19 protein-coding genes are annotated in these 19516 nt (G+C 61.7%); 17 read left to right on the forward strand and 2 right to left on the reverse strand.

Annotation, left to right across the window (positions count from 1 at the left end):
- Positions 1–13 precede the first annotated feature (13 nt).
- The 6 genes from ACQK2M_RS11905 to ACQK2M_RS11930 are packed head-to-tail and all read left to right on the forward strand — an operon-like array spanning position 14 to position 5569.
- Positions 14–826 carry an ABC transporter ATP-binding protein gene (locus ACQK2M_RS11905; protein ID WP_425420025.1) on the forward strand — a complete coding sequence of 271 codons (813 nt, stop codon included), beginning with the start codon at positions 14–16 and terminating at the stop codon, positions 824–826.
- Entirely contained in the window at positions 813–1673 is an 861-nt protein-coding gene (locus ACQK2M_RS11910) for an ABC transporter permease (RefSeq protein WP_223475249.1), read from the forward strand. Before ACQK2M_RS11905 ends, ACQK2M_RS11910 begins: the two co-directional genes overlap by 14 nt.
- The gene (locus ACQK2M_RS11915) at positions 1673–2986 is read left to right on the forward strand and encodes a cytosine deaminase (RefSeq protein ID WP_425417997.1); all 1314 of its coding nucleotides are present in this window, start codon (positions 1673–1675) and stop codon (positions 2984–2986) included. Before ACQK2M_RS11910 ends, ACQK2M_RS11915 begins: the two co-directional genes overlap by 1 nt.
- Before the next feature lie 6 nt (positions 2987–2992).
- Positions 2993–4396, forward strand: a complete 1404-nt coding sequence (locus ACQK2M_RS11920; RefSeq protein ID WP_425420026.1) for an FAD-binding oxidoreductase — start codon at positions 2993–2995, stop codon at positions 4394–4396.
- 4 nt (positions 4397–4400) lie between these two features.
- Complete coding sequence (locus ACQK2M_RS11925; protein WP_223475246.1) at positions 4401–4982, forward strand: NAD(P)H-dependent oxidoreductase; 582 nt, start codon at positions 4401–4403, stop codon at positions 4980–4982.
- Positions 4982–5569 (forward strand): NAD(P)H-dependent oxidoreductase, encoded by a 588-nt coding sequence (locus ACQK2M_RS11930; protein ID WP_223475245.1) that lies wholly within the window; start codon positions 4982–4984, stop codon positions 5567–5569. The genes ACQK2M_RS11925 and ACQK2M_RS11930 overlap by 1 nt, the downstream gene beginning before the upstream one ends.
- Here ACQK2M_RS11930 and ACQK2M_RS11935 read toward each other — a convergent pair.
- On the reverse strand, positions 5566–6645 hold the full coding sequence (locus tag ACQK2M_RS11935) for a LacI family DNA-binding transcriptional regulator (RefSeq protein ID WP_425417998.1): 1080 nt from the start codon (positions 6643–6645) through the stop codon (positions 5566–5568). The two genes, ACQK2M_RS11930 and ACQK2M_RS11935, sit on opposite strands and share 4 nt — an antisense overlap.
- A gap of 307 nt (positions 6646–6952) precedes the next feature.
- Between ACQK2M_RS11935 and ACQK2M_RS11940 the strand changes: the two genes are divergently transcribed.
- The 11 genes from ACQK2M_RS11940 (at position 6953) to hemA (ending at position 18314) form a co-directional block, all read left to right on the forward strand.
- Positions 6953–8188, forward strand: coding sequence for an ABC transporter substrate-binding protein (locus ACQK2M_RS11940; RefSeq protein WP_425417999.1), 1236 nt, complete (start codon positions 6953–6955; stop codon positions 8186–8188).
- Positions 8189–8271: 83 nt separating this feature from the next.
- Positions 8272–9162 carry a carbohydrate ABC transporter permease gene (locus tag ACQK2M_RS11945; RefSeq protein ID WP_223475242.1) on the forward strand — a complete coding sequence of 297 codons (891 nt, stop codon included), beginning with the start codon at positions 8272–8274 and terminating at the stop codon, positions 9160–9162.
- Positions 9163–9271: 109 nt separating this feature from the next.
- Positions 9272–10099, forward strand: coding sequence for a carbohydrate ABC transporter permease (locus tag ACQK2M_RS11950; protein ID WP_425420027.1), 828 nt, complete (start codon positions 9272–9274; stop codon positions 10097–10099).
- Between the two features lie 5 nt (positions 10100–10104).
- Positions 10105–11199: an ABC transporter ATP-binding protein gene (locus tag ACQK2M_RS11955; protein WP_425418000.1), complete on the forward strand. Its 1095-nt coding sequence runs from the start codon at positions 10105–10107 to the stop codon at positions 11197–11199.
- A gap of 14 nt (positions 11200–11213) precedes the next feature.
- Positions 11214–11600 (forward strand): glycoside hydrolase family 2 protein, encoded by a 387-nt coding sequence (locus tag ACQK2M_RS11960; RefSeq protein WP_425418001.1) that lies wholly within the window; start codon positions 11214–11216, stop codon positions 11598–11600.
- Entirely contained in the window at positions 11597–12286 is a 690-nt protein-coding gene (locus tag ACQK2M_RS11965; protein ID WP_425418002.1) for a D-lyxose/D-mannose family sugar isomerase, read from the forward strand. The genes ACQK2M_RS11960 and ACQK2M_RS11965 overlap by 4 nt, the downstream gene beginning before the upstream one ends.
- 21 nt (positions 12287–12307) lie before the next feature.
- Positions 12308–13063: a sugar phosphate isomerase/epimerase family protein gene (locus tag ACQK2M_RS11970; protein ID WP_425418003.1), complete on the forward strand. Its 756-nt coding sequence runs from the start codon at positions 12308–12310 to the stop codon at positions 13061–13063.
- A gap of 11 nt (positions 13064–13074) precedes the next feature.
- A complete protein-coding gene (locus tag ACQK2M_RS11975; protein WP_425418004.1) occupies positions 13075–14205 on the forward strand; it encodes a Gfo/Idh/MocA family protein in 1131 nt (376 codons plus the stop codon).
- Positions 14206–14269: 64 nt separating this feature from the next.
- Positions 14270–15319: an L-glyceraldehyde 3-phosphate reductase gene (gene mgrA / locus ACQK2M_RS11980; RefSeq protein WP_223475235.1), complete on the forward strand. Its 1050-nt coding sequence runs from the start codon at positions 14270–14272 to the stop codon at positions 15317–15319.
- On the forward strand, positions 15316–16932 hold the full coding sequence (locus ACQK2M_RS11985; RefSeq protein WP_425418005.1) for a glycoside hydrolase family 43 protein: 1617 nt from the start codon (positions 15316–15318) through the stop codon (positions 16930–16932). Before mgrA ends, ACQK2M_RS11985 begins: the two co-directional genes overlap by 4 nt.
- 164 nt (positions 16933–17096) lie before the next feature.
- The gene (gene hemA / locus ACQK2M_RS11990; protein WP_425418006.1) at positions 17097–18314 is read left to right on the forward strand and encodes a 5-aminolevulinate synthase; all 1218 of its coding nucleotides are present in this window, start codon (positions 17097–17099) and stop codon (positions 18312–18314) included.
- Between the two features lie 3 nt (positions 18315–18317).
- Here hemA and ACQK2M_RS11995 read toward each other — a convergent pair whose 3' ends face one another.
- Positions 18318–19430, reverse strand: coding sequence for a YeeE/YedE family protein (locus ACQK2M_RS11995; RefSeq protein WP_425418007.1), 1113 nt, complete (start codon positions 19428–19430; stop codon positions 18318–18320).
- Positions 19431–19516: the final 86 nt, after the last annotated feature.

Raw genomic sequence — 19516 nt, forward strand, 5'->3', positions numbered from 1 at the left:
TTTCCGCGTGGACATGCAAACTGCCGACAAGGCAAAAACCGGCGGACCGCAGCTTATTCTGCGGTCCGTCGGAAAAGTTTTCGGAAACGACGTCGTCGCCTTGCGCGATGTCGATATGACGATCAACCAGGGCGACTTCCTGAGCCTGCTCGGGCCGTCAGGCTGTGGCAAGTCGACGGCCTTGCGGCTTATCGCCGGGCTGTCGTCACCGACATCGGGCGTGCTCGACTGGCGCGGGCCGGCGATGGGAAAGGCCGATATCGGCTTCGTTTTCCAGGAGCCGACGCTGATGCCGTGGGCGTCTGTCTTTGACAATGTCTGGCTGCCGCTGCGCCTGCAGGGTGTTTCGCGTGCCGAGGCGAAGCCGCAGGTCGAGGATGTGCTGGCGCAGGTCAATCTGAGCGGTTTCGAGAATGCCGTCCCGCGCGAATTGTCAGGCGGCATGAAGATGCGCGTCTCTATTGCACGCGGTCTGGTGACACGGCCGCGGGTGCTGCTGATGGACGAGCCCTTTGCTGCGCTTGACGAGATCACGCGTTTTCAGCTCAACAGCGACCTGCTGGCTCTTTGGGAGCGTGAGCGCTTTACTGTGATTTTCGTGACCCATTCCGTGTTCGAAAGCGTGTTCCTGTCGAACCGCATCGTCGTCATGGCCGCTCATCCGGGCCGCGTCTTCGGCGAGATGGATGTGGACGCGCCTTATCCGCGCGACGAGACGTTCCGCACGTCGGAAGATTACGCGCATCTGACCCGCAAGGCCTCGTCGCTGCTGCGTTCGGCGATGGGCATAGAAGGCGAGGGGGGAGACGATCATGTCCTCCACTGAGATGCAGGGCGACGCAGCGGTCATGGTCGACGCCGAGGAAATGCGGCGCGCGCGTCAGCGCAAGATGGAAAAGACCGGCAAATGGCTGTTGCCGATCCTGATCATGTGTGTCGCGATCTTCATGTGGGACCGGATCTGCGTCTGGAACGAGATCCCGCGCTATATCCTGCCGCGGCCGGGCGAGGTGCTGGCAACGCTGATCGAGGATCGCGGCCTGCTGTTCTCATCGCTGGTGAACACGCTGAAGATCACCTTCCTATCACTGGCTCTCGCGGTTGCGGGCGGCGTCGGGCTTTCGGTGCTGTTCACCCAGTCAAAATGGGTGGAGATGAGCTTCTTTCCCTTCGCGGTCGTGCTTCAGGTGACGCCGATCGTGGCGATCTTCCCGCTGATCAATATCTATGTCGATAACCAGACCACCAAGCTCCTGCTATGCGCCTGGATCGTCGCCTTTTTCCCGATCCTGTCGAATACAACGCTGGGATTGAACTCGGTCGATCGGAACTTGCTCGACCTGTTCAAGCTGAACGGCGCAACGCGCTGGCAAACGCTTTGGCATCTGCGGCTGCCGGCATCGATGCCGTACTTCCTTGGCGGGCTTAAGATCGCCGGCGGGCTGGCTCTGATCGGCGCGGTCGTTGCCGAATTCGTTGCCGGTGCATCCGGCCAGTCTTCCGGGCTTGCAAGCCGCATCATCGAGGCCGGTTACCGGCTCAACGCCCCGCGTCTCTTCGCCGCGCTGATCCTGATCTCCTTTACCGGCATTGTGATCTTTCTCGTGCTTACATTCATTTCCAACCGCATTCTGCGCCGTTGGCATGAAAGCGCGCTAACACAGGAGCATTGATGTCTGGTGGGTCGATCGTTCGCACAGGAACGGGATTTTCGCTGCATCGGGTGCATTTGCATGACTCGTGGGTCGATGGAGACGCCAGCCGGCATGATGCGGAAGGCTTCGGGCTCTACGACCTGACGGTCGAGAACGGACGCATCACAAGGATCGCGCCATCGGAGGCGGCAGGCGAAGGCGCGCAAAACGATCTACGCCGCCGCGTCGTGATGCCGGCCTTCGTCGATTGCCACACCCATCTCGACAAAGGCCATATCTGGCCGCGCCAGCCCAATCCGGACGGGTCCTTTCCCGGCGCGCTGGAGGCGGTGGGTGCGGACCGCGCCGCCAAGTGGAGCGCCGAGGATATCGAGGCGCGCATGGAGTTTGCGCTGAAATGCGCCTACGCCTACGGCACAAAGGCCATCCGTACTCATCTCGATTCCCTGCCGCCGCAGGAAACGATCTCGTGGCCGGTTTTCGAAGCCATGCGCGAGCGATGGGCTGGGCGTATAGATTTGCAGGCAGCCTGCCTTTTCGGCATCGACACCGGGCGAGACAAAACGTGGTTCAAGACGCTTGTCGACCGGGTCAGGAATGCTGGCGGCGTGCTCGGCGCGGTGACCTTCATGGTGCCGGACCTGGACGAATTGCTCGACATGGTGTTCCGAGCGGCCATCGAGAATGAACTGCAGCTCGATTTCCATGCCGATGAGACAGACGCTCTCGAAGCGGTATCGCTTCGAAAGATCGCCGAAGCAGCCAAGCGGCATGGATATGAAGACCGCATCCTGATCGGCCATTGCTGCGCGCTGGCGCGCCAGCCCGATGACGAGGTTCTGCGCACGCTGGACGCCGTGGCGGATTGCAACATCTCGGTCGTGTCGCTTCCCATGTGCAACATGTACCTGCAGGACCGGCGCTCCGATGGCACGACACCGCGCTGGCGCGGGGTGACGCTTTTGCACGAGATGAAGGCGCGCGGCATCAATGTCTGCGTTGCCTCCGACAACACGCGCGATCCATTCTACGCCTATGGCGATCTCGACATGATGGAGGTCTACCGCATGGCGACACGCACCATTCAGTTCGACCATCCGGTCGCCGACTGGCCGAAGTCGGTGTTTGCCAATCCGGCGCGGGCGATGGGGCTGGACGAGAACTACGGCAGACTCGCCGAGGGCGGGCCGGCGGACTTCCTGATCTGTGAAGGTCGCAGCTGGACCGAGGTCCTGTCCCGGCCGGAAAGCGGGCGCATCGTGGTGCGTGACGGCGCGGTGATCGACCGGGCGCTGCCGGCCTATGACGAACTTGACCATTTGATGGAGTAGACGATGATGGATTTGCAGGCGTTCAGGGCGGATATCGAGGGCATCAAGGTCGAGGACAACGATAAGATCGTTCAGCAGAAAAGCCGCGATTTCTACTGGTATTCGCCGGTCCTGAAGGAGCGGCTGGACCATGTAACCGGCGACCTGATCGTTTCGCCGAAGACCGAGGACGAGGTCATTCAGGTTCTCAAGGCCTGTTACAAGCACGGCGTACCGGTAACGCCGCGCGGCACCGGCACGGGAAATTACGGCCAGGCAATGCCGCTGTCGGGCGGCGTGGTCCTGTCGCTGGCCGACATGGACGAGATCAAGGAGATCGCGCCGGGAAGGGCCGTTGTCGGCCCGGGCGTCATTTGCGCCAAGCTGGATGCGGCTACGCGCGAGCATTCCGGCCAGGAAATGCGCATGCATCCCTCCACCGCGCATACCGCCACTGTCGGCGGTTTCATCGCCGGCGGTTCCGGCGGCATCGGGTCGACGCGCTGGGGCGGGTTGCGCGATTTCGGAAATGTCATCCGGCTGCGCGTGGTGACGATGGAGGAAGAGCCGCGGGTGCTCGAACTCACAGGCGCAGATCTGCACAAGGTCACCCATGCCTATGGCACGAATGGCATTATCACCGAGGTGGAACTGCCGCTGACCGCGGCCTATGACTGGGTCGATGTGATCGTGGCCTTCGACGATTTCCTGGAGGCTGCGACCTATGCCAATACGCTCGGCCGGCTCGACGGCGTCCTCCTCAAGCTGAATACCGTCGTTTCCGCGCCGGCGCCGTTCGATTATTTCAAGCGGCACCGGAAGTTTCTCGAAGAAGGCGACAATGTCGTTATCTGCATGGTTGCGCCGCAGTCGCTCGACGCCTTTCTGGCCTTCACGGCGCGCGAGGGCGGCCGGGTCGCCTTCAACCGCGCCGAACTGGACGAGGAGGAGTTGCGGGGCCTGCCCCTGGCCTATGAACTCGCCTGGAACCACACGACATTGCGCGGGCTGCGCATCGAACCGGCGATCACTTATCTCCAGGTGCTCTATCCGTTCCCGAACCAGCTTGCGCTGGTCGAGAAGCTCCACCGCATGTTCAAGGGCGAGCTCATCGATCATCTGGAGTTCGTGCGGTTCGACGGCGACATCACCTGTTTCGGCCTGCCGATGGTGCGTTTTACCAGCGAAGAGCGGCTGGACGAGATCATCGAGATCTTCAATCGCGAAGGTGCGCCGATCTTCAATCCGCATCGCTACACACTTGAAGAGGGCGGGATGAAGCAGACCGACGAAATCCAGCTTGCCTTCAAGCGCGAGGCCGATCCGAAAGGTCTTCTCAATCCGGGAAAGATGATCGCCTGGGAGAACCCGGATTACGACTTCAACACCGGAGAGGTGTGGCTGTTCAAAGGTTTGCAGAAGGCGGGGTAAGTCAATGCGCGTTCTGGTCCTGCATGCGCATCCCGTCGCCGAAAGCTATAACGGGCATCTGCACCGGCGGATCGTAGACCGGCTCACGGCGAGCGGGCACGATGTCGACGACTGCGATTTATACGCCGAAGATTTCGATCCGCGGCTGACGCGCGATGAGCGGCTGAACTATCACGAGATCGGGCCCAATACCGAATCGGTCAAGGGGTATGTGGAACGGCTGCGCGCGGCCGAGGCGCTGGTGATGAGCTATCCGGTCTGGAATTTCGGCTATCCGGCGATCCTGAAGGGTTTCTTCGACCGCGTTTTCCTGCCGGGCGTCTCGTTCGAGATGAGGGACGGCAAGGCAAGTCCGTGCCTGCACAATATCCGCAAGGTCGGTGTGGTGACGACCTATGGCGGCAACCGGCTGCGCGCGTTCCTCGTTGGAGACCCGCCGCGCAAGGCCGTCAATCGCGTGCTCCGCGTGATCGTCAAGCCGGGCGCGCCGTTCGACTATCTTGCCCATTACGACATGAACCGCTCGACCGACGAGACGCGCACGCGCTTCATCGGTCGCGTGGAAAAGGCGATGGACGCTTTCTGATGCGCATACTGGTTATTTTCTGTCATCCGGTTCCCGAGAGCTTTGGCGCGGCCTTGAAGGACACGGTTATGAAGGCGCTGGCCGAAAGCGGCAACGAGACGCGTCTGATCGATCTCTACGCGGAAGGTTTCAATCCTGTGATGGGATGCGAGGAACGCCGCTGCTACAACGAGATGCAAAAGGACCAGCATCCGGCCCCCGACCATGCCGAGCATCTCGCCTGGGCAGAGGGGCTGGTGTTCGTCTATCCGACATGGTGGTACGGTTTGCCGGCGATGCTGAAAGGGTGGCTCGACCGTGTGTGGACACCGGAGATCACCTTCGCCATTTCGCCCGACACCAAGCGCATCACGCCGCTGATGACACACATTCGCAAGCTTGGCGTGGTGACCACCTGCGGAGCGCCGCGCTGGTGGTCCTACGTGGTCGGCCATCCGGGAAAACGCACGCTGCTGCGCGGCATGCGCGCGCTGTTCGCGAAGCGCTGCAAGACGCTGTTTCTCGCTCATTACCTCATGGATGTCTCGACGCCGCAGTCGCGCCAGAATTTCCTTGAACGCGTCGACCGCCGGATGCGCCGTTTCTAGACAGCGACTTTCGGCAGGGCCAGGGGCACGCCCGGCATTTCCGCCGGATCGTCGGGATAGGACAGGAAGTGGAGTTCGTCGGCCGGAACGCCCTCGATCGAGCGAATCACGCAGGTCGCCAAATCGCGGCCGCCCTGGCGGACATCCTCGTTGATGACGTCGATATCCTTGCGGAACCGCTTGAGGATGTTGGTGTGCTGCTTGGAAACGAGCTGCACATCCCGACCGAGCGAAAGGCCTGCCTGTTCGACGCCGGCAGAAGCGGCGATAGCGGCGCCGCCGCTGCCGCAGACGATGCCATCGGGCCGTCCGGGTCCGCGCATGATTTCGTAGACGCCGGCCTGGATCGTATCGAGCGTGTCGTCGACGGTGACCGTGTCGAGCGCGACCTGCTGCATTCCATGCTCGCGGAGGCCGGTGGCAAAGCCCGTCTTCATGTGGCGCGCATAGGTTAGGTTGTCCGGCGGCCCGATCAGAGTCGCACGCTTGACACCCCGCTCCGCCAGCATGTTGGCGGCGTCATGGCCAAAGCGCTCATTGTCGAAGTCATGCCAGGGGTGATCGATGCCCATGTCCGTGCGGCCATGGGTGGCGAACGGCATGCCGTGCTCGGAAAGATAGCGCACGCGTCGGTCCTGCATTTCGATGCGCGACAGGATGACGCCGTCGGCGGAGCCCGTCTCGACGATGTAGCGCATTGGCTCCATGGAATCGTTTTCCAGGGAGTAGGGCGTTACGACGAGATGGTAAGGCGTGCCGCGCAGCACGTCGGAAATGCCGAGAACCATCTGGGATGTCAGGCCCATGACCTCTTCCTGGGTGTTCAGAACGAGGCTGATCACGTTCGTCTTGCCGGTTCTCAGGCGCACGCCCGCGCGGTTCGGACGGTAGCCGATCTGCTTGGCCACCAGCCGCACCCGTTTCTTGGCCTCCTCACCGATATCCGGCGCATCCTTGAGCGCGCGCGAAACGGTGGTGATCGAGTAACCGGTCATGAAGGCGATGGACTTCAGTGTCGGCGGGCCGGACGCGGGTTCCGCCGCTTCGCTCTGTTTCCCTTTTGTTTTTAGCGCCATTCCGGTTCCGCCCCTTAGACTCGGGGGGACTATAGGCCCGTCGGCAGTGTGGTTTCAACAAACATGCGCCGGTTAACACAAACGTTAAAGTTTGCTGCAGCGCAAAAAGAGATATTGCGCTGCCGAAGGCGGGTGCCCTCCTCGGGTTTACCCTCGAATTCATTGACAAAGAGCCCTGTATTCCGGGTTTTCGCGATGATTTTCGTATTTTTTTGATGCTCGAATAAAATTTTGCGGACCCTGTTGCGCGGGAAAAATCCTTGCCATACAGTTCCACTGCAACGTTACAGTTCGCAGGGAGGAAAACATGCGTCTTCGTTCAACAATTGCGGGGTTGGCCGTGTCGGCGGTTTTGCCGGCCGCCACCGCTCACGCAACAGATCTTGAGGTCATGCACTGGTGGACCAGTGGCGGCGAAGCGGCTGCCGTTGGGGAGTTTGCCAAGGCTTTCGATGCCACCGGCAACAAATGGGTCGATGCCGCCTTCGCCGGCCCGGGAGAGCAGGCCCGCGCCATCATGGTCAGCCGCATCACCGGCGGCGATCCGATGGGCGCTTTCCAGTTCAACCACGGACGTCAGGCGGAGGATCTGATCGAAGCCGGTCTACTGCGTGACCTGACCGATATCGCCGAAGCCGAAGGCTGGAAGGAAAAGGTCAATCCGCCGTCGCTGCTCGATGGCTGCACGGTTGATGGACGCATCTACTGCACCCCCGTCAACATCCACTCCTGGCAGTGGCTGTGGCTTTCTCACAAAGCCTATGAGGATGCCGGCGTTCCGGTCCCGACCAATTGGGATGAGTTCGTCGCCGCCGCTCCGGCTCTCAGGGAGAAGGGCATTCTTCCGATGGCTGTGGGTCAGCAAAGCTGGCAGCAGAGCGGTCTTTTCAACGTTCTCATGTCGTCTCTCGTTCCCGTCGAGATCTTCAACAAGGTCTATGGCGACAAGGACGCCGAGGTCGCGGCTGGTCCTGAGGTTGCCCGTGTGTTCAAGGCTGCTGCCGATGCGCGCGAAATGTCGGAGGGCTCGACCGTCCAGTCCTGGAACGAGGCGACCAACCTCGTGATCACCGGCAAGGCCGGCGGTCAGATCATGGGTGACTGGGCACAGGGCGAATTTTCCGTCGCCGATCAGAAGGCGGGCACCGAGTATTCTTGCCTTCCGGGTCTGGGCGTGACTGAAGTTCTCGGCACAGGCGGTGACGCGTTCTACTTCCCGGTCCTGGACGACGAGGAGAAATCCGCGGCGCAGGCCGAACTCGCAGCGCTTCTTCTGAAGCCTGCCGTGCAGGTTGCCTTCAACCTGAAGAAGGGCTCGCTGCCGGTTCGTGGCGACATCGATATGTCGACCGCCAATGATTGCATGCAGAAGGGCCTGAAGCTGCTGTCCGAAAACAAGCTGGTGCCGGATACCAACCAGCTGCTCACGCCGGACACGACGTCGCAGATCAACGATCTGTTCGCGGAGTTCTTCGCCGACGCATCGATCACGCCGGAAGACGCGCAGGAGCGTTTCGCCAAAATTATCGCCAGCGCTGACTGATCCGCTCAGACACGTATCGTGCCGGCCTGCCGCAATGGCGGGCCGGCATCCAGCCGGCCAATAAAAACGCACGGGGAATGCGCATGGCTTCGGGACGCCCGAACCAGCTTTTTCGCAACAAGACGGCGAAGATCGCAGCGATTCCGATGATCCTGACCGCGATGGTGGTCTTCATCGGAGGGACAGGCTGGACGGTCGTCTATTCGTTTACGAAGTCCAAGCTGCTGCCCAAGCTGGAATGGGTCGGTCTCGACCAGTATGAACGGCTCTGGAACACCAATCGCTGGATCGTATCGATCGAGAATCTGGCGGTTTACGGCCTGTCGATGCTGGTCCTCAGTTTCGTTATCGGCTTCCTTCTGGCTGCCTTGATGGACCAGAAGATCCGGTTCGAGAACACGTTCCGGACCATCATGCTCTATCCCTTCGCGCTGTCCTTTATCGTGACTGGTCTGGTTTGGCAGTGGCTGCTCAATCCCGAATTCGGCATTCAGGGGATCGTGCGCGATCTCGGCTGGGAAAACTTTGCTTTCGATCCGCTCTACAATGCCGATCTCGCGATCTTCGGCGTCATGCTCGCCGCGCTATGGCAGGGCTCGGGGCTCGTGATGGTGCTGATGCTCGCCGGGCTTCGCGGCATCGACGAGGAAATCTGGAAGGCGGCGCGGATCGACGGCATTCCGACATGGAAGACCTATCTGTTCATCATCATCCCGATGTTGCGGCCTGTCTTCATAACGGCGCTGGTGCTGATCACCAGCGGTATCATCCGGGTCTACGACCTCGTGGTCGCGCAAACCAGCGGCGGCCCCGGGCTGGCGACCGAAATGCCCGCCAAATACGTCTACGACTACATGTTCCGCGCCCAGAATCTCGGCCAGGCCTTCGCCGCATCGACGATGATGCTGCTCGCGGTCCTGGTTGTGGTCGTGCCGTGGGCCATGATGGAATTCGGGGGCCGGAAAAATGACTGATATCGCCACCGCTACGGCCGCCGCGTCGATCGGCTTGCCCGAGGAAACCCGTACCGACGACGGTCCGCGCGGTCCGCGGCCGGTGCGCGCGCTCTCGCGCCGCAACATCATGCTCTACGGCACGCTGATCGTCGTATCGATCTACTATCTGCTGCCGCTTTACGTGATGGTGGTCACCTCGCTGAAGGGCATGCCCGAGATCCGCGTCGGCAATGTGTTTTCGCCGCCGCTGGAGATTACTTTCCAGCCTTGGCTCAAGGCGTGGGGCGAGGCCTGTACGGGTCTGAATTGCGACGGTCTGAGCAGGGGATTCTGGAACTCCGTCCGTATCACCATTCCTTCCGTGATTGTATCGATCGCGATCGCCTCCGTTAACGGCTACGGCCTCGCCAACTGGCGCTTCAAAGGCGACAATTTCTTCTTCACGATCCTGATCTTCGGCGCGTTCATCCCCTATCAGGTGATGCTCTATCCGGTCGTGATCATTCTGCGGGAAATCGGCCTCTACGGGTCGCTGACGGGTTTGGTGATCGTTCACTCGGTGTTCGGGATGCCTATCCTGACGCTTTTGTTCCGGAACTACTTCACCTCGCTGCCCGAAGAACTGTTCAAGGCCGCTCGCGTCGACGGCGCCGGCTATTGGGGCATCTATTTCCGGATCATGCTGCCGATGAGCCTGCCGATCTTCGTTGTCGCGATGATCATTCAGGTCACCGGCATCTGGAACGACTTCCTCTTTGGCACGGTCTACACCAAGCCGGACTTCTGGCCGATGACCGTGCAGCTCAACAACATCGTCAACTCGGTGCAGGGGGTGAAGGAGTACAACGTCAACATGGCGGCGACGCTGCTGACCGGCCTCGTTCCTCTCGTCATCTACTTCGTGTCCGGCAAGCTGTTCGTCCGCGGTATCGCCGCCGGCGCCGTGAAAGGTTGATTGCAATGCATAGCGTATCCATCCGCGATGTAAGCCTGAATTTCGGGGCTGTCCGCGTCCTGGAGAAACTCAATCTCGATGTCGGCGAAGGTGAATTCCTCGTCCTTCTGGGGCCGTCGGGCTGCGGGAAATCGACCTTGCTCAACTGCATCGCCGGCCTGTTGGACGTGTCGGATGGGCAGATCTTCATCAATGGGAAGAACGTGACGTGGGAGCAGCCGAAGGACCGGGGCATCGGCATGGTGTTCCAGTCCTACGCGCTCTATCCGCAGATGACGGTTGAGGGAAATCTCTCTTTCGGGCTGAAGAACCAGGGCGTTCCGCGCGCCGAAATCCGCGAACGCGTCGATCGCGCGGCCAAGATGCTGCAGATCGAGCCCTATCTTCAGCGCAAGCCCGCACATCTTTCGGGGGGGCAGCGCCAGCGCGTGGCCATTGGCCGCGCGCTGGTGCGGGAAGCCGGCGTTTTCCTTTTCGACGAACCGCTCTCCAATCTCGATGCCAAGCTTCGGTCTGAACTGCGCGTCGAGCTCAAGCGGCTGCACCAGAAGCTCGCCCACAACACGATGATCTACGTCACGCACGACCAGATCGAGGCGCTGACGCTTGCAGACCGCATCGCCGTGATGAAGGGCGGCGTCATCCAGCAACTCGCCGACCCGCATACGATCTACAACCGGCCGAGCAATCTCTATGTCGCCGGCTTCATCGGGTCGCCCTCGATGAGTTTCCTCGACGGCGATATCGTCGCCAAAGGCGACGGGCACGTCTTTCGGATCGGCGAAAACGAAATTCCGCTGGACGGCTATGTGGCTGACAACGCGATCAGGCCGGAGGCCGATGCGGTGTTCGGTGTCCGTCCGGAACACGTGGAAATCGTGGCGGAGGACCAGGAGTCCGCGTCGGCGATTTATACCGGGACAGTCGATCTGGACGAACCGATGGGTGCCGACAGCCTGGTCTGGATCACCTTTGCCGGGCAGACGCTTTCGGCGCGCGTCGATTCTTCACGCCGCTTTTCGCCCGGCGAGAAAATTCGCCTCGGCTTCAACCTGTCGCTGGCCTCGATCTTCGACAAGCAAACCGAAAACCGCATGTAGGACGCGCTGCCGTCATGAATGCACATGTGACACCTGTCGCACCGCCGCATCCGGCGGTGGTATCGCCGGATCTATCGGGCCTTTGGGCGCTGTCCAATGACGGTCACGCCCGATCCATGTCCGAGGCGGCGGTGGACAGCCTGAAGGACAACGAAATCATCGCCTGTCGCATAGGTGTCGAGGCGCATTGCGAGGACGCCGCATGGCGTCTAAAACTCTGTGCGGAAAAGCCCGCCTTCTTCGTTTCGATCGAGGCGGACATCCCGGGCCGTTTCTCCGACGACGCCTTCACGCTTTTCCCCGGACACGAAGCAGAGATCGCCTTCACGCCCGAGTTCGCCGGCGCAAAACCGGCCTTCACCGTTCGCGATCTCCACTCTGCAACATGTGGTCCATCATGAAACGCTCGGTCATCAACGACATCATTCGCGAAAGCGACGCCTTCATCCGTTCCTTCGGCTATGTCATGCCGTCTTTTGCATACTGGTCGCCCGACGAATTGAAGGCACGCGTGGCAAGCGACAGCGCCCGCATCCGCGATCATAGCATGGGATGGGACATCACGGACTACGGTCAGGGCCGGTTCGAGGAACTGGGTCTGTTCCTGTTCACGGTTCGCAACGGCAACAACGCGAATGTCGATGCGGGCCGGGGCATGCTCTATGCCGAGAAGATCATGATCTCCGGCGAGAACCAGATCTCGCCGATGCATCGTCACAATCTCAAAACCGAGGACATCATCAACAAGGGCGGCGGGACGCTTGTCCTCGAATTGTTCAAGGCGAACCCGGACGGGTCGATCAGCGACAGCGACGCGGTGCGGGTGTTTACCGACGGCACGACCCGCAGCCTGCCGGCTGGCGGGTTGCTGAAACTGGCCCCGGGCGAGAGCGTGACGCTGGAGCCGGACACCTGGCATGCCTTCTGGGGAGAGGGCGGCAAGGTACTCATCGGCGAGGTCTCCAACGTCAATGACGACCGGACCGACAATATTTTCCGCGAGCCGATCGGCCGGTTCTCCACAGTCGAGGAGGATGCCGATCCGCTCCATCTCCTCGTTTCCGATTACGACCACTGGCTCAGTTGAGCCTATTCCAGGGATGTTGCGATGACCGAGTTTTCCTACCAGCTCTACAGCTCCAGAAATTTTCCGCCGCTTTCCGAGACCCTCGGAATGCTGGGCAGGCTCGGTTACAAACAGGTTGAGGGGTATGGCGCGTTGTTCGCGGACACAGATGCGCTCGACGACCTGAAGGCGGGTCTCGCGGCGAGCGGTCTTTCCATGCCGACCGGGCATTTCGGCCTCGACATGATACGCGACGAACCTCAACGCGTGCTGGATATCGCCGGGGCGCTCGGCATACAGGGCGTGTTCGCGCCATTCATCGCACCGGACCAGCGCCCGGCGGATGCGGCCGGCTGGCGCGCGCTGGGCGAAGAGCTATCCGCGGCCGCCGCGCCGTTTCGCGATGCCGGACTGACCTTCGGCTGGCACAATCACGATTTCGAATTCGCGGCGACCGGGACCGGCGAGATGCCGCTTGATCTGATCCTCGCGGGCGATCCGGACCTTGCGCTGGAACTGGATGTCGCCTGGGTTGTGCGGGGCGGGCAGGATCCGCTCGCATGGATCGACAAATATGCCGGGCGCATCGCCGCGGTCCATGTCAAGGACATCGCGCCCCAGGGCGAATGCACCGACGAGGACGGCTGGGCCGATGTCGGCCATGGTGTCATGGACTGGCAGGCGATCATGGCCGCGCTGCGCGAGACGGGCGCGCGCTGGTTCGTCATGGAGCACGACAATCCGAGCGATCACGAACGCTTCGCGCGCCGCTCGATCGAAACCGCCCGTACCCTTTGAGGAACTCTGTCATGAACAAGCTTCGTGTCGGCATCATCGGATGCGGCAATATCTCGACGTCCTATCTGCGCCTTGCTCCCCTGTTCAAGGCGCTGGAAATCCGCGCTGTGGCGGATCTCAATATCGGGGCCGCGAAGGCGCGTGCCGACGAGTACGGCGTCATGGCGATGGACGTCGCCGAACTTCTCGCCTCGAAGGAGATCGACGTCGTCGTCAACCTGACCATCCCGGATGCGCATTTCACGGTGACGAAGTCGATCCTCGATGCGGGCAAGCACGCTTATTCCGAAAAGCCGCTGGTTCTCACGCTGGAAGAGGGCAAGGCCCTGCGGACGCTGGCTGACGAGAAGGGCCTACGGGTCGGGTCGGCGCCTGACACCTTCCTTGGCGGCGCGCACCAGCTGGCGCGAGCGCGTATCGATGAAGGGCTGATCGGCGATGTCGTTGCGGGCACATGCCATGTCATGTCGCATGGCATGGAACACTGGCATCCGAACCCCGATTTCTTCTTCATGCCGGGTGCCGGTCCGGTGCTCGATATCGGGCCTTACTACATCACAAACCTGATTCAGCTGATCGGTCCGGTGAAACGGGTGGGCGCGCTGACTTCTTCGGCGACGCCGACGCGCACGATCCTCTCCAACCCGCGCAAGGGCGAGGAAATCCCGGTCGCGACACCGACCAACATCCACGCGCTGCTGGAGTTCGAAAACGGAGCGACGATCACGCTGTCGGCGAGTTGGGACGTGTGGGCGCACCGCCATGCGAATATGGAACTCTACGGCCTCGAAGGCTCGCTTTTCGTGCCCGATCCGAACTTCTTCGGCGGCATGGTCGAACATGCCGGTCGTGACGGGAAGATCGCGCCGCTGGAAGCCTGGGAACATCCGTTCGGCGTTGCAAACGAAGAGCATCCCGGCGGTGCCCGGGCGAACTACCGGACGGCCGGTCTCGCTGACATGGCGCAGGCGATCGTCGACGGCCGTGCGCATCGCTGTTCGCTCGACCTTGCCATCCATGCGGTCGATGTGATGACTTCGATCCTCAAATCGGGTGAGACCGGCGGTTTCGTCGAAATGACGACGACATGCGCGCGTCCGGAAGCCTTGTCGCCGGATGATGCCCGAAAACTGATGGGTTGATGCCCGCGCGGCGTGGCCAAGCGGGCGCGCCTGTCAAACGCCAACAGGATTCCAGGGAAACGCCATGACCTATGTGCCCGCCGAAAACCGCTACGAGACAATGGTTTATCGCCGATGCGGGAATTCCGGCCTGAAGCTGCCGGCGATCTCGCTCGGCCTGTGGCACAATTTCGGCCACGACACGCCGCACGACACAAAGCGCGCCATCGTCCAGACCGCCTTCGATCACGGCATCACCCATTTCGATCTCGCCAACAATTACGGTCCTCCCGCCGGCAGCGCCGAGGAGGCGATGGGCGAGTTGCTGAAGACCGATCTACGGGGTTATCGCGACGAACTGATCATCTCGTCGAAGGCCGGCTACATGATGTGGCCGGGGCCGTATGGCGAATGGGGCAGCCGGAAATATCTCATTGCCTCCTGCGACCAGTCTCTGAAGCGGATGGGGCTCGACTATGTCGACATCTTCTATTCGCACCGCTTCGACCCGGATACGCCGCTCGAGGAAACCATGGGCGCGCTTGACCAGATCGTCCGGTCCGGCAAGGCGCTCTACGCCGGGATATCCTCCTACAATTCCGAGCGGACGCGCGAAGCGGTCGCGATCCTGGAGGAGCTGGGCACGCCCTGCGTGATCCACCAGCCGTCCTACAACATGCTCAACCGCTGGGTGGAGCGAGACGGTCTGAAGGATACGCTGCAGGAACTGGGCATCGGCTCGATCGCCTTCACGCCGCTTGCCCAGGGCATGCTGACGAACAAGTATCTGAAAGGTATCCCGGAAGACAGCAGGGCGGCGCAAGGCAAATCGTTGAAGACCGAGTTTCTCAACGAGCAGGCACTTCACCACATCCGAAAGCTCGACGAGATCGCCGGGCGGCGCGGCCAGACGCTGGCGCAGATGGCGCTGGCCTGGGTGTTGCGCGACGGCGGCATCACCACGGCTCTGATCGGCGCATCGCGGCCGGGCCAAGTGATCGATTGCGTCGGCGCGGTCTCCAACCTGGAGTTTTCGGCGGAAGAACTCGCCGAGATCGACAAATATGCCGATGAGGAAAACATCAATCTCTGGGCGCAATCCGCAGAGCAGCAGAAAGGTGCAGCAGAGCGATGATCCGTAACCCGATCCTGCCCGGTTTCAATCCGGATCCGTCGATCTGCCGCGTTGGCGAGGATTACTTCATCGCGACCTCCACGTTCGAGTGGTATCCCGGTGTTCAGATTCATCACTCGCGCGATCTCGTGAACTGGACGCTTGTCTCGCGGCCGTTGAACCGAAAGGCGCAGCTCGATATGCGCGGCAATCCCGATAGCTGCGGCATCTGGGCGCCGTGCCTGTCGCATGCCGATGGCCGCTTCTGGCTCGTCTATACCGACGTCAAGCGCTATGACGGCAATTTCAAGGACGCGCCGAACTACATCACCACCTGCGAGACCATTGACGGCGATTGGTCCGACCCCTGGTACGTCAACAATTCCGGCTTCGACCCGTCGCTCTTTCATGACGACGACGGCCGAAAGTATTTCATGAACATGCAGTGGAACTATCGCGGTCCCGGCACCGGCGGGAATCCCGAGAATTCCAGCTTCGACGGAATTCTCCTGCAGGAGTGGTCGCCGGAAAAGGGGCTCTTCGGCCCGGTGAAGAACATCTATCTCGGGACGTCGCGCGGACTGACCGAGGCGCCGCACATCTTCAAGCGCAACGGCTGGTATTACCTGACCACCGCGGAGGGGGGCACGGTCTACGACCATGCCGTGACGATGGCGCGTTCGCGCTCCATCTGGGGGCCATACGAGGACCATCCGAACAAGTATCTCATGTGCGCGGCGGATGCGCCGGACCATCCGATCCAGAAGACCGGGCATGGTCAGTATGTCGAGACGCATGACGGGCAGTTCTACCATACGTTCCTGATGGGCCGGCCCATTCCGGGGCCGGACGGGACGGGCCGCTTCTGCCCGCTCGGACGCGAGACCGGTATCGAGCGTGTCGAATGGGGCGAGGACGACTGGCTCTATCTGGAAGGCGGCGGCATGCTTGTGCGGACGGAACTGCCGGGTCTCGCCGATGTCGAGCCGAACCCGCCTGTCGCCTATCACACCGATTTCACGGGCGGTCAGTTGCCGCCGGAATTTCAATGGCTGCGGTCGCCGGATACGGAAAAGCTTTACCGGATCAACAATGGCTCGCTCAGCCTGTTCGGTCGCGAGAGCATGGGCAGCTGGTTCGAGCAGTCGCTTGTCGCGCGGCGGCAAGAGCATTTCGTCTATACCGCCGAGACCGAAGTCGAGTTCGAGCCGACGACCTATCAGCAGACGGCGGGTCTTGCGACCTATTACAACCGCTTCAAGTTTCACATGCTTCTGGTCACCGACGAGCCGGGGCAGGGGCGGTCGCTTTCGGTCGTCTCATGCCTGGGCGATTTCCCGGATGGCGCGCTGACCTACGCTCTCGACAAGCCGCTTCCCTGTCCAGACGGGCCGATCGGGATGAAGGTCGAGGTCGATCACGCTTTGCAGCAGTTCTTCTGGAAGCAGCCGGGCGGCGAGTGGCAGCCGATCGGGCCAAAGCTCAATGCTGCGATCATTTCCGATGAGGGCGGGCGCGGCGGTCACGGATCTTTCACCGGCGCATTCGTCGGCATGTTCGCGATGGACATGACCGGGCAGGGCAAGGAAGCGCGGTTCTCACATTTCTCCTATGTGCCGGAAGGCGCGTCCTGACAGGAAGTCAGCTCCGGAAACAAGGGTTTGCCGGTGCAAGTTGCCGGATTGATTCAAGGCGAAGCGGCGTCTGGTTCCAGGTAAAGGGTGCAGTGCAGCAACGAATCCCGGTTGACGCACGTGGAGCTGTATCGCATTTTCCCGAGACATATAGGGAAAACTCTATGCATTTCGAGGACTTTTTCACCGACCGTCTTTCGTCGTTGCGTGATGACGGGAACTACCGAGTTTTTGCGGATCTCGAGCGGCATGCGGGTGAGTTCCCGAAGGCGACGCGGTATCGCGCCGACGGCTCGAAGCAGGACGTGACGGTTTGGTGCTCGAACGACTATCTCGGCATGGGCCAGAACGACAGGGTCGTCGCGGCGATGCACGAGGCGATCGACAAATGCGGCACCGGCGCGGGCGGCACGCGCAACATCTCCGGCACCAACCACTACCATGTCATGCTGGAGCGCGAACTGGCCGACCTGCACGGCAAGGAATCGGCGCTGATCTTCACGAGCGGCTATGTCTCCAACTGGGCGGCGCTCGGCACGCTGGCCTCGAAGATCCCCGGCATCATCGTCTATTCGGACGCGCTCAACCACGCCTCGATGATCGAGGGCATCCGGCATTCGCGCTGCGAGAAGCGCATCTTCAAGCACAATGACTGGAAGGACCTCGATCGGCTGATGAGCCAGGACGATCCGGCGGCGCCGAAGCTGGTGGCCTTCGAGAGCGTCTATTCGATGGATGGCGACATCGCGCCGATCGCGGAGATCTGCTCGGTCGCCGAGAAGCACAATGCGATGACCTATCTCGACGAGGTGCACGCGGTCGGCATGTACGGTCCGCGCGGCGGCGGGGTGGCCGAGCGCGAGGGCCTGATGGACCGTCTGACGGTGATCGAGGGCACGCTCGGCAAGGCCTTCGGTGTGATGGGCGGCTACATCACCGGTTCGTCGAACCTGATCGACTTCGTGCGTTCGTTTGCCTCGGGCTTCATCTTCACCACGGCGCTTCCGCCTTCGCTTGCCGCGGGCGCGACGGCGTCGATCCGGCATTTGAAGGAAAGCCGGGCGGAGCGCGAGATGCACAAGGCCAATGTGGCGAAGGTACGCGCTGCGCTGGACGCGCGCGGTATCCCGCATATGCCCAACCCGAGCCACATCGTGCCGGTGATGGTGGGGGATGCGAAGAAGTGCAAGTGGATCTCCGACATCCTGCTCGACAGCTACGGGATCTATGTGCAGCCGATCAACTACCCGACGGTTCCGGTGAAGACGGAACGGCTGAGGATCACGCCGACGCCGCTGCACACCCAGGCCGACATCGATCACCTCGCCACAGCGCTCTGCGACCTGTGGTCTCAGTGTGCGCTCGCAAGGGCGGTGGCGTAGCTTCTATTCTGCTGCGGGAACGCCGAAGGGAGGCGTTGCGGGGGCTGCTTCCTCGTGTCGGCGGTCGATCAGCCAATCGGTCACGCCGGCCGACAGCCACATCGAAAAGAGCGTGATCCATGCCGTCAGCGCGAAGACCGAGGCCCCGGTGACGCCGGCCCCGACAGCGCAACCGCCGGCCAGCATGCCGCCGAAACCCATCATCGCCGCACCCAGCAGATAGCGTCGCATCGATGCGCCGTCATGGAAGCCCTGCAGCTTCAACTGTCCGGTCAGCCAGGCGGCGAGGAAAGAGCCAGCGAACACGCCGGGCACCAGCCCAACCTCGAAATCGATCATCGATCCGGGCGGAGTCAGGAAAAGCATCAGCGTGTCGGCAGACGGACCGGTGAATGTCAGAGCGTTCATCTGGATCGGCTCGAAGACGATACCGCGCATGGTGTGCGTGAACAGCCATGCAAGCGGCACCATCAGTCCGACGAGGAATGCCGCGAAGGTTCGCCACGCGCCAGCGCGGCTCCATGTGGCGGTAATCACCGCGAGGATAAGGGCGATCGCTCCGGCGGAGGCTGCCTGGGTTGTGTTCAGGCCTGTCATCACAAGCAGGTCGTTGCCGCCGGTCGATACGGTCGTCAGCGGCCGTGCAAGCGTTTCGCGCAAGGGAGAGAGGAAGCCGCGCAAACTGGCCTGCGCGACGACGGCGAAGACGAGGCCGGAAAGAAGCGCCCGCAGATTCCCTGTGGCGGACAGAACGAGGAGGCGGCTGGCGCAGCCGCGCGCCAATACCATGCCGCTGCCGAACAGGAGGCCGCCGAGCGCCGCGCCCGAGAGGCTTTGCGGCGAGGCGATCTGCCTGGCCTCGGTTGTTGCCAGGAGACCGAGGGCGGCGAGCGCCTGCGTCCCGGCGACAGCCGCGGTGAACACAATGAGCCAGATGGTGACTTTCTCGCCGATCTTGCCGCGCGAGAATTCCACCGTGGCGGCACGCAGGCAAAAGCGGCTCTGCTGGGCGAAAGCGCCGAAAAGGGCACCGATCAGGCCGCCACCAAGCGCCAGCGTCCAGTTCTCACCGATGCGGTCTATGATTGCGATCAGTCCGTTCGCCAGCATTTCCATGGGCATTTCCTCCCGCGAATGGATGACCGAGTTAGCGGGTTCAGGCGTTGACCTTGATCAAGCAGCTTCGCATATATTCAAATACG

The sequence above is a fragment of the Oricola indica genome (genome assembly GCF_965227485.1).
GTDB classification, from domain to species: Bacteria; Pseudomonadota; Alphaproteobacteria; order Rhizobiales; family Rhizobiaceae; genus Oricola; species Oricola indica.

Coding starts and splice junctions, on each gene's coding strand:
- ACQK2M_RS11945 (WP_223475242.1), top strand. CDS start 8,272: ATGGCTTCGGGACGCCCGAACCAGCTTTTTCGCAACAAGACGGCGAAG.
- ACQK2M_RS11930 (WP_223475245.1), top strand. CDS start 4,982: ATGCGCATACTGGTTATTTTCTGTCATCCGGTTCCCGAGAGCTTTGGC.
- ACQK2M_RS11940 (WP_425417999.1), top strand. CDS start 6,953: ATGCGTCTTCGTTCAACAATTGCGGGGTTGGCCGTGTCGGCGGTTTTG.
- ACQK2M_RS11950 (WP_425420027.1), top strand. CDS start 9,272: ATGCTCTACGGCACGCTGATCGTCGTATCGATCTACTATCTGCTGCCG.
- ACQK2M_RS11920 (WP_425420026.1), top strand. CDS start 2,993: ATGGATTTGCAGGCGTTCAGGGCGGATATCGAGGGCATCAAGGTCGAG.
- ACQK2M_RS11965 (WP_425418002.1), top strand. CDS start 11,597: ATGAAACGCTCGGTCATCAACGACATCATTCGCGAAAGCGACGCCTTC.
- ACQK2M_RS11985 (WP_425418005.1), top strand. CDS start 15,316: ATGATCCGTAACCCGATCCTGCCCGGTTTCAATCCGGATCCGTCGATC.
- ACQK2M_RS11995 (WP_425418007.1), bottom strand. CDS start 19,430: ATGGAAATGCTGGCGAACGGACTGATCGCAATCATAGACCGCATCGGT.
- ACQK2M_RS11910 (WP_223475249.1), top strand. CDS start 813: ATGTCCTCCACTGAGATGCAGGGCGACGCAGCGGTCATGGTCGACGCC.
- ACQK2M_RS11935 (WP_425417998.1), bottom strand. CDS start 6,645: ATGGCGCTAAAAACAAAAGGGAAACAGAGCGAAGCGGCGGAACCCGCG.
- mgrA (WP_223475235.1), top strand. CDS start 14,270: ATGACCTATGTGCCCGCCGAAAACCGCTACGAGACAATGGTTTATCGC.
- hemA (WP_425418006.1), top strand. CDS start 17,097: ATGCATTTCGAGGACTTTTTCACCGACCGTCTTTCGTCGTTGCGTGAT.
- ACQK2M_RS11925 (WP_223475246.1), top strand. CDS start 4,401: ATGCGCGTTCTGGTCCTGCATGCGCATCCCGTCGCCGAAAGCTATAAC.
- ACQK2M_RS11955 (WP_425418000.1), top strand. CDS start 10,105: ATGCATAGCGTATCCATCCGCGATGTAAGCCTGAATTTCGGGGCTGTC.
- ACQK2M_RS11960 (WP_425418001.1), top strand. CDS start 11,214: ATGAATGCACATGTGACACCTGTCGCACCGCCGCATCCGGCGGTGGTA.
- ACQK2M_RS11905 (WP_425420025.1), top strand. CDS start 14: ATGCAAACTGCCGACAAGGCAAAAACCGGCGGACCGCAGCTTATTCTG.
- ACQK2M_RS11970 (WP_425418003.1), top strand. CDS start 12,308: ATGACCGAGTTTTCCTACCAGCTCTACAGCTCCAGAAATTTTCCGCCG.
- ACQK2M_RS11975 (WP_425418004.1), top strand. CDS start 13,075: ATGAACAAGCTTCGTGTCGGCATCATCGGATGCGGCAATATCTCGACG.
- ACQK2M_RS11915 (WP_425417997.1), top strand. CDS start 1,673: ATGTCTGGTGGGTCGATCGTTCGCACAGGAACGGGATTTTCGCTGCAT.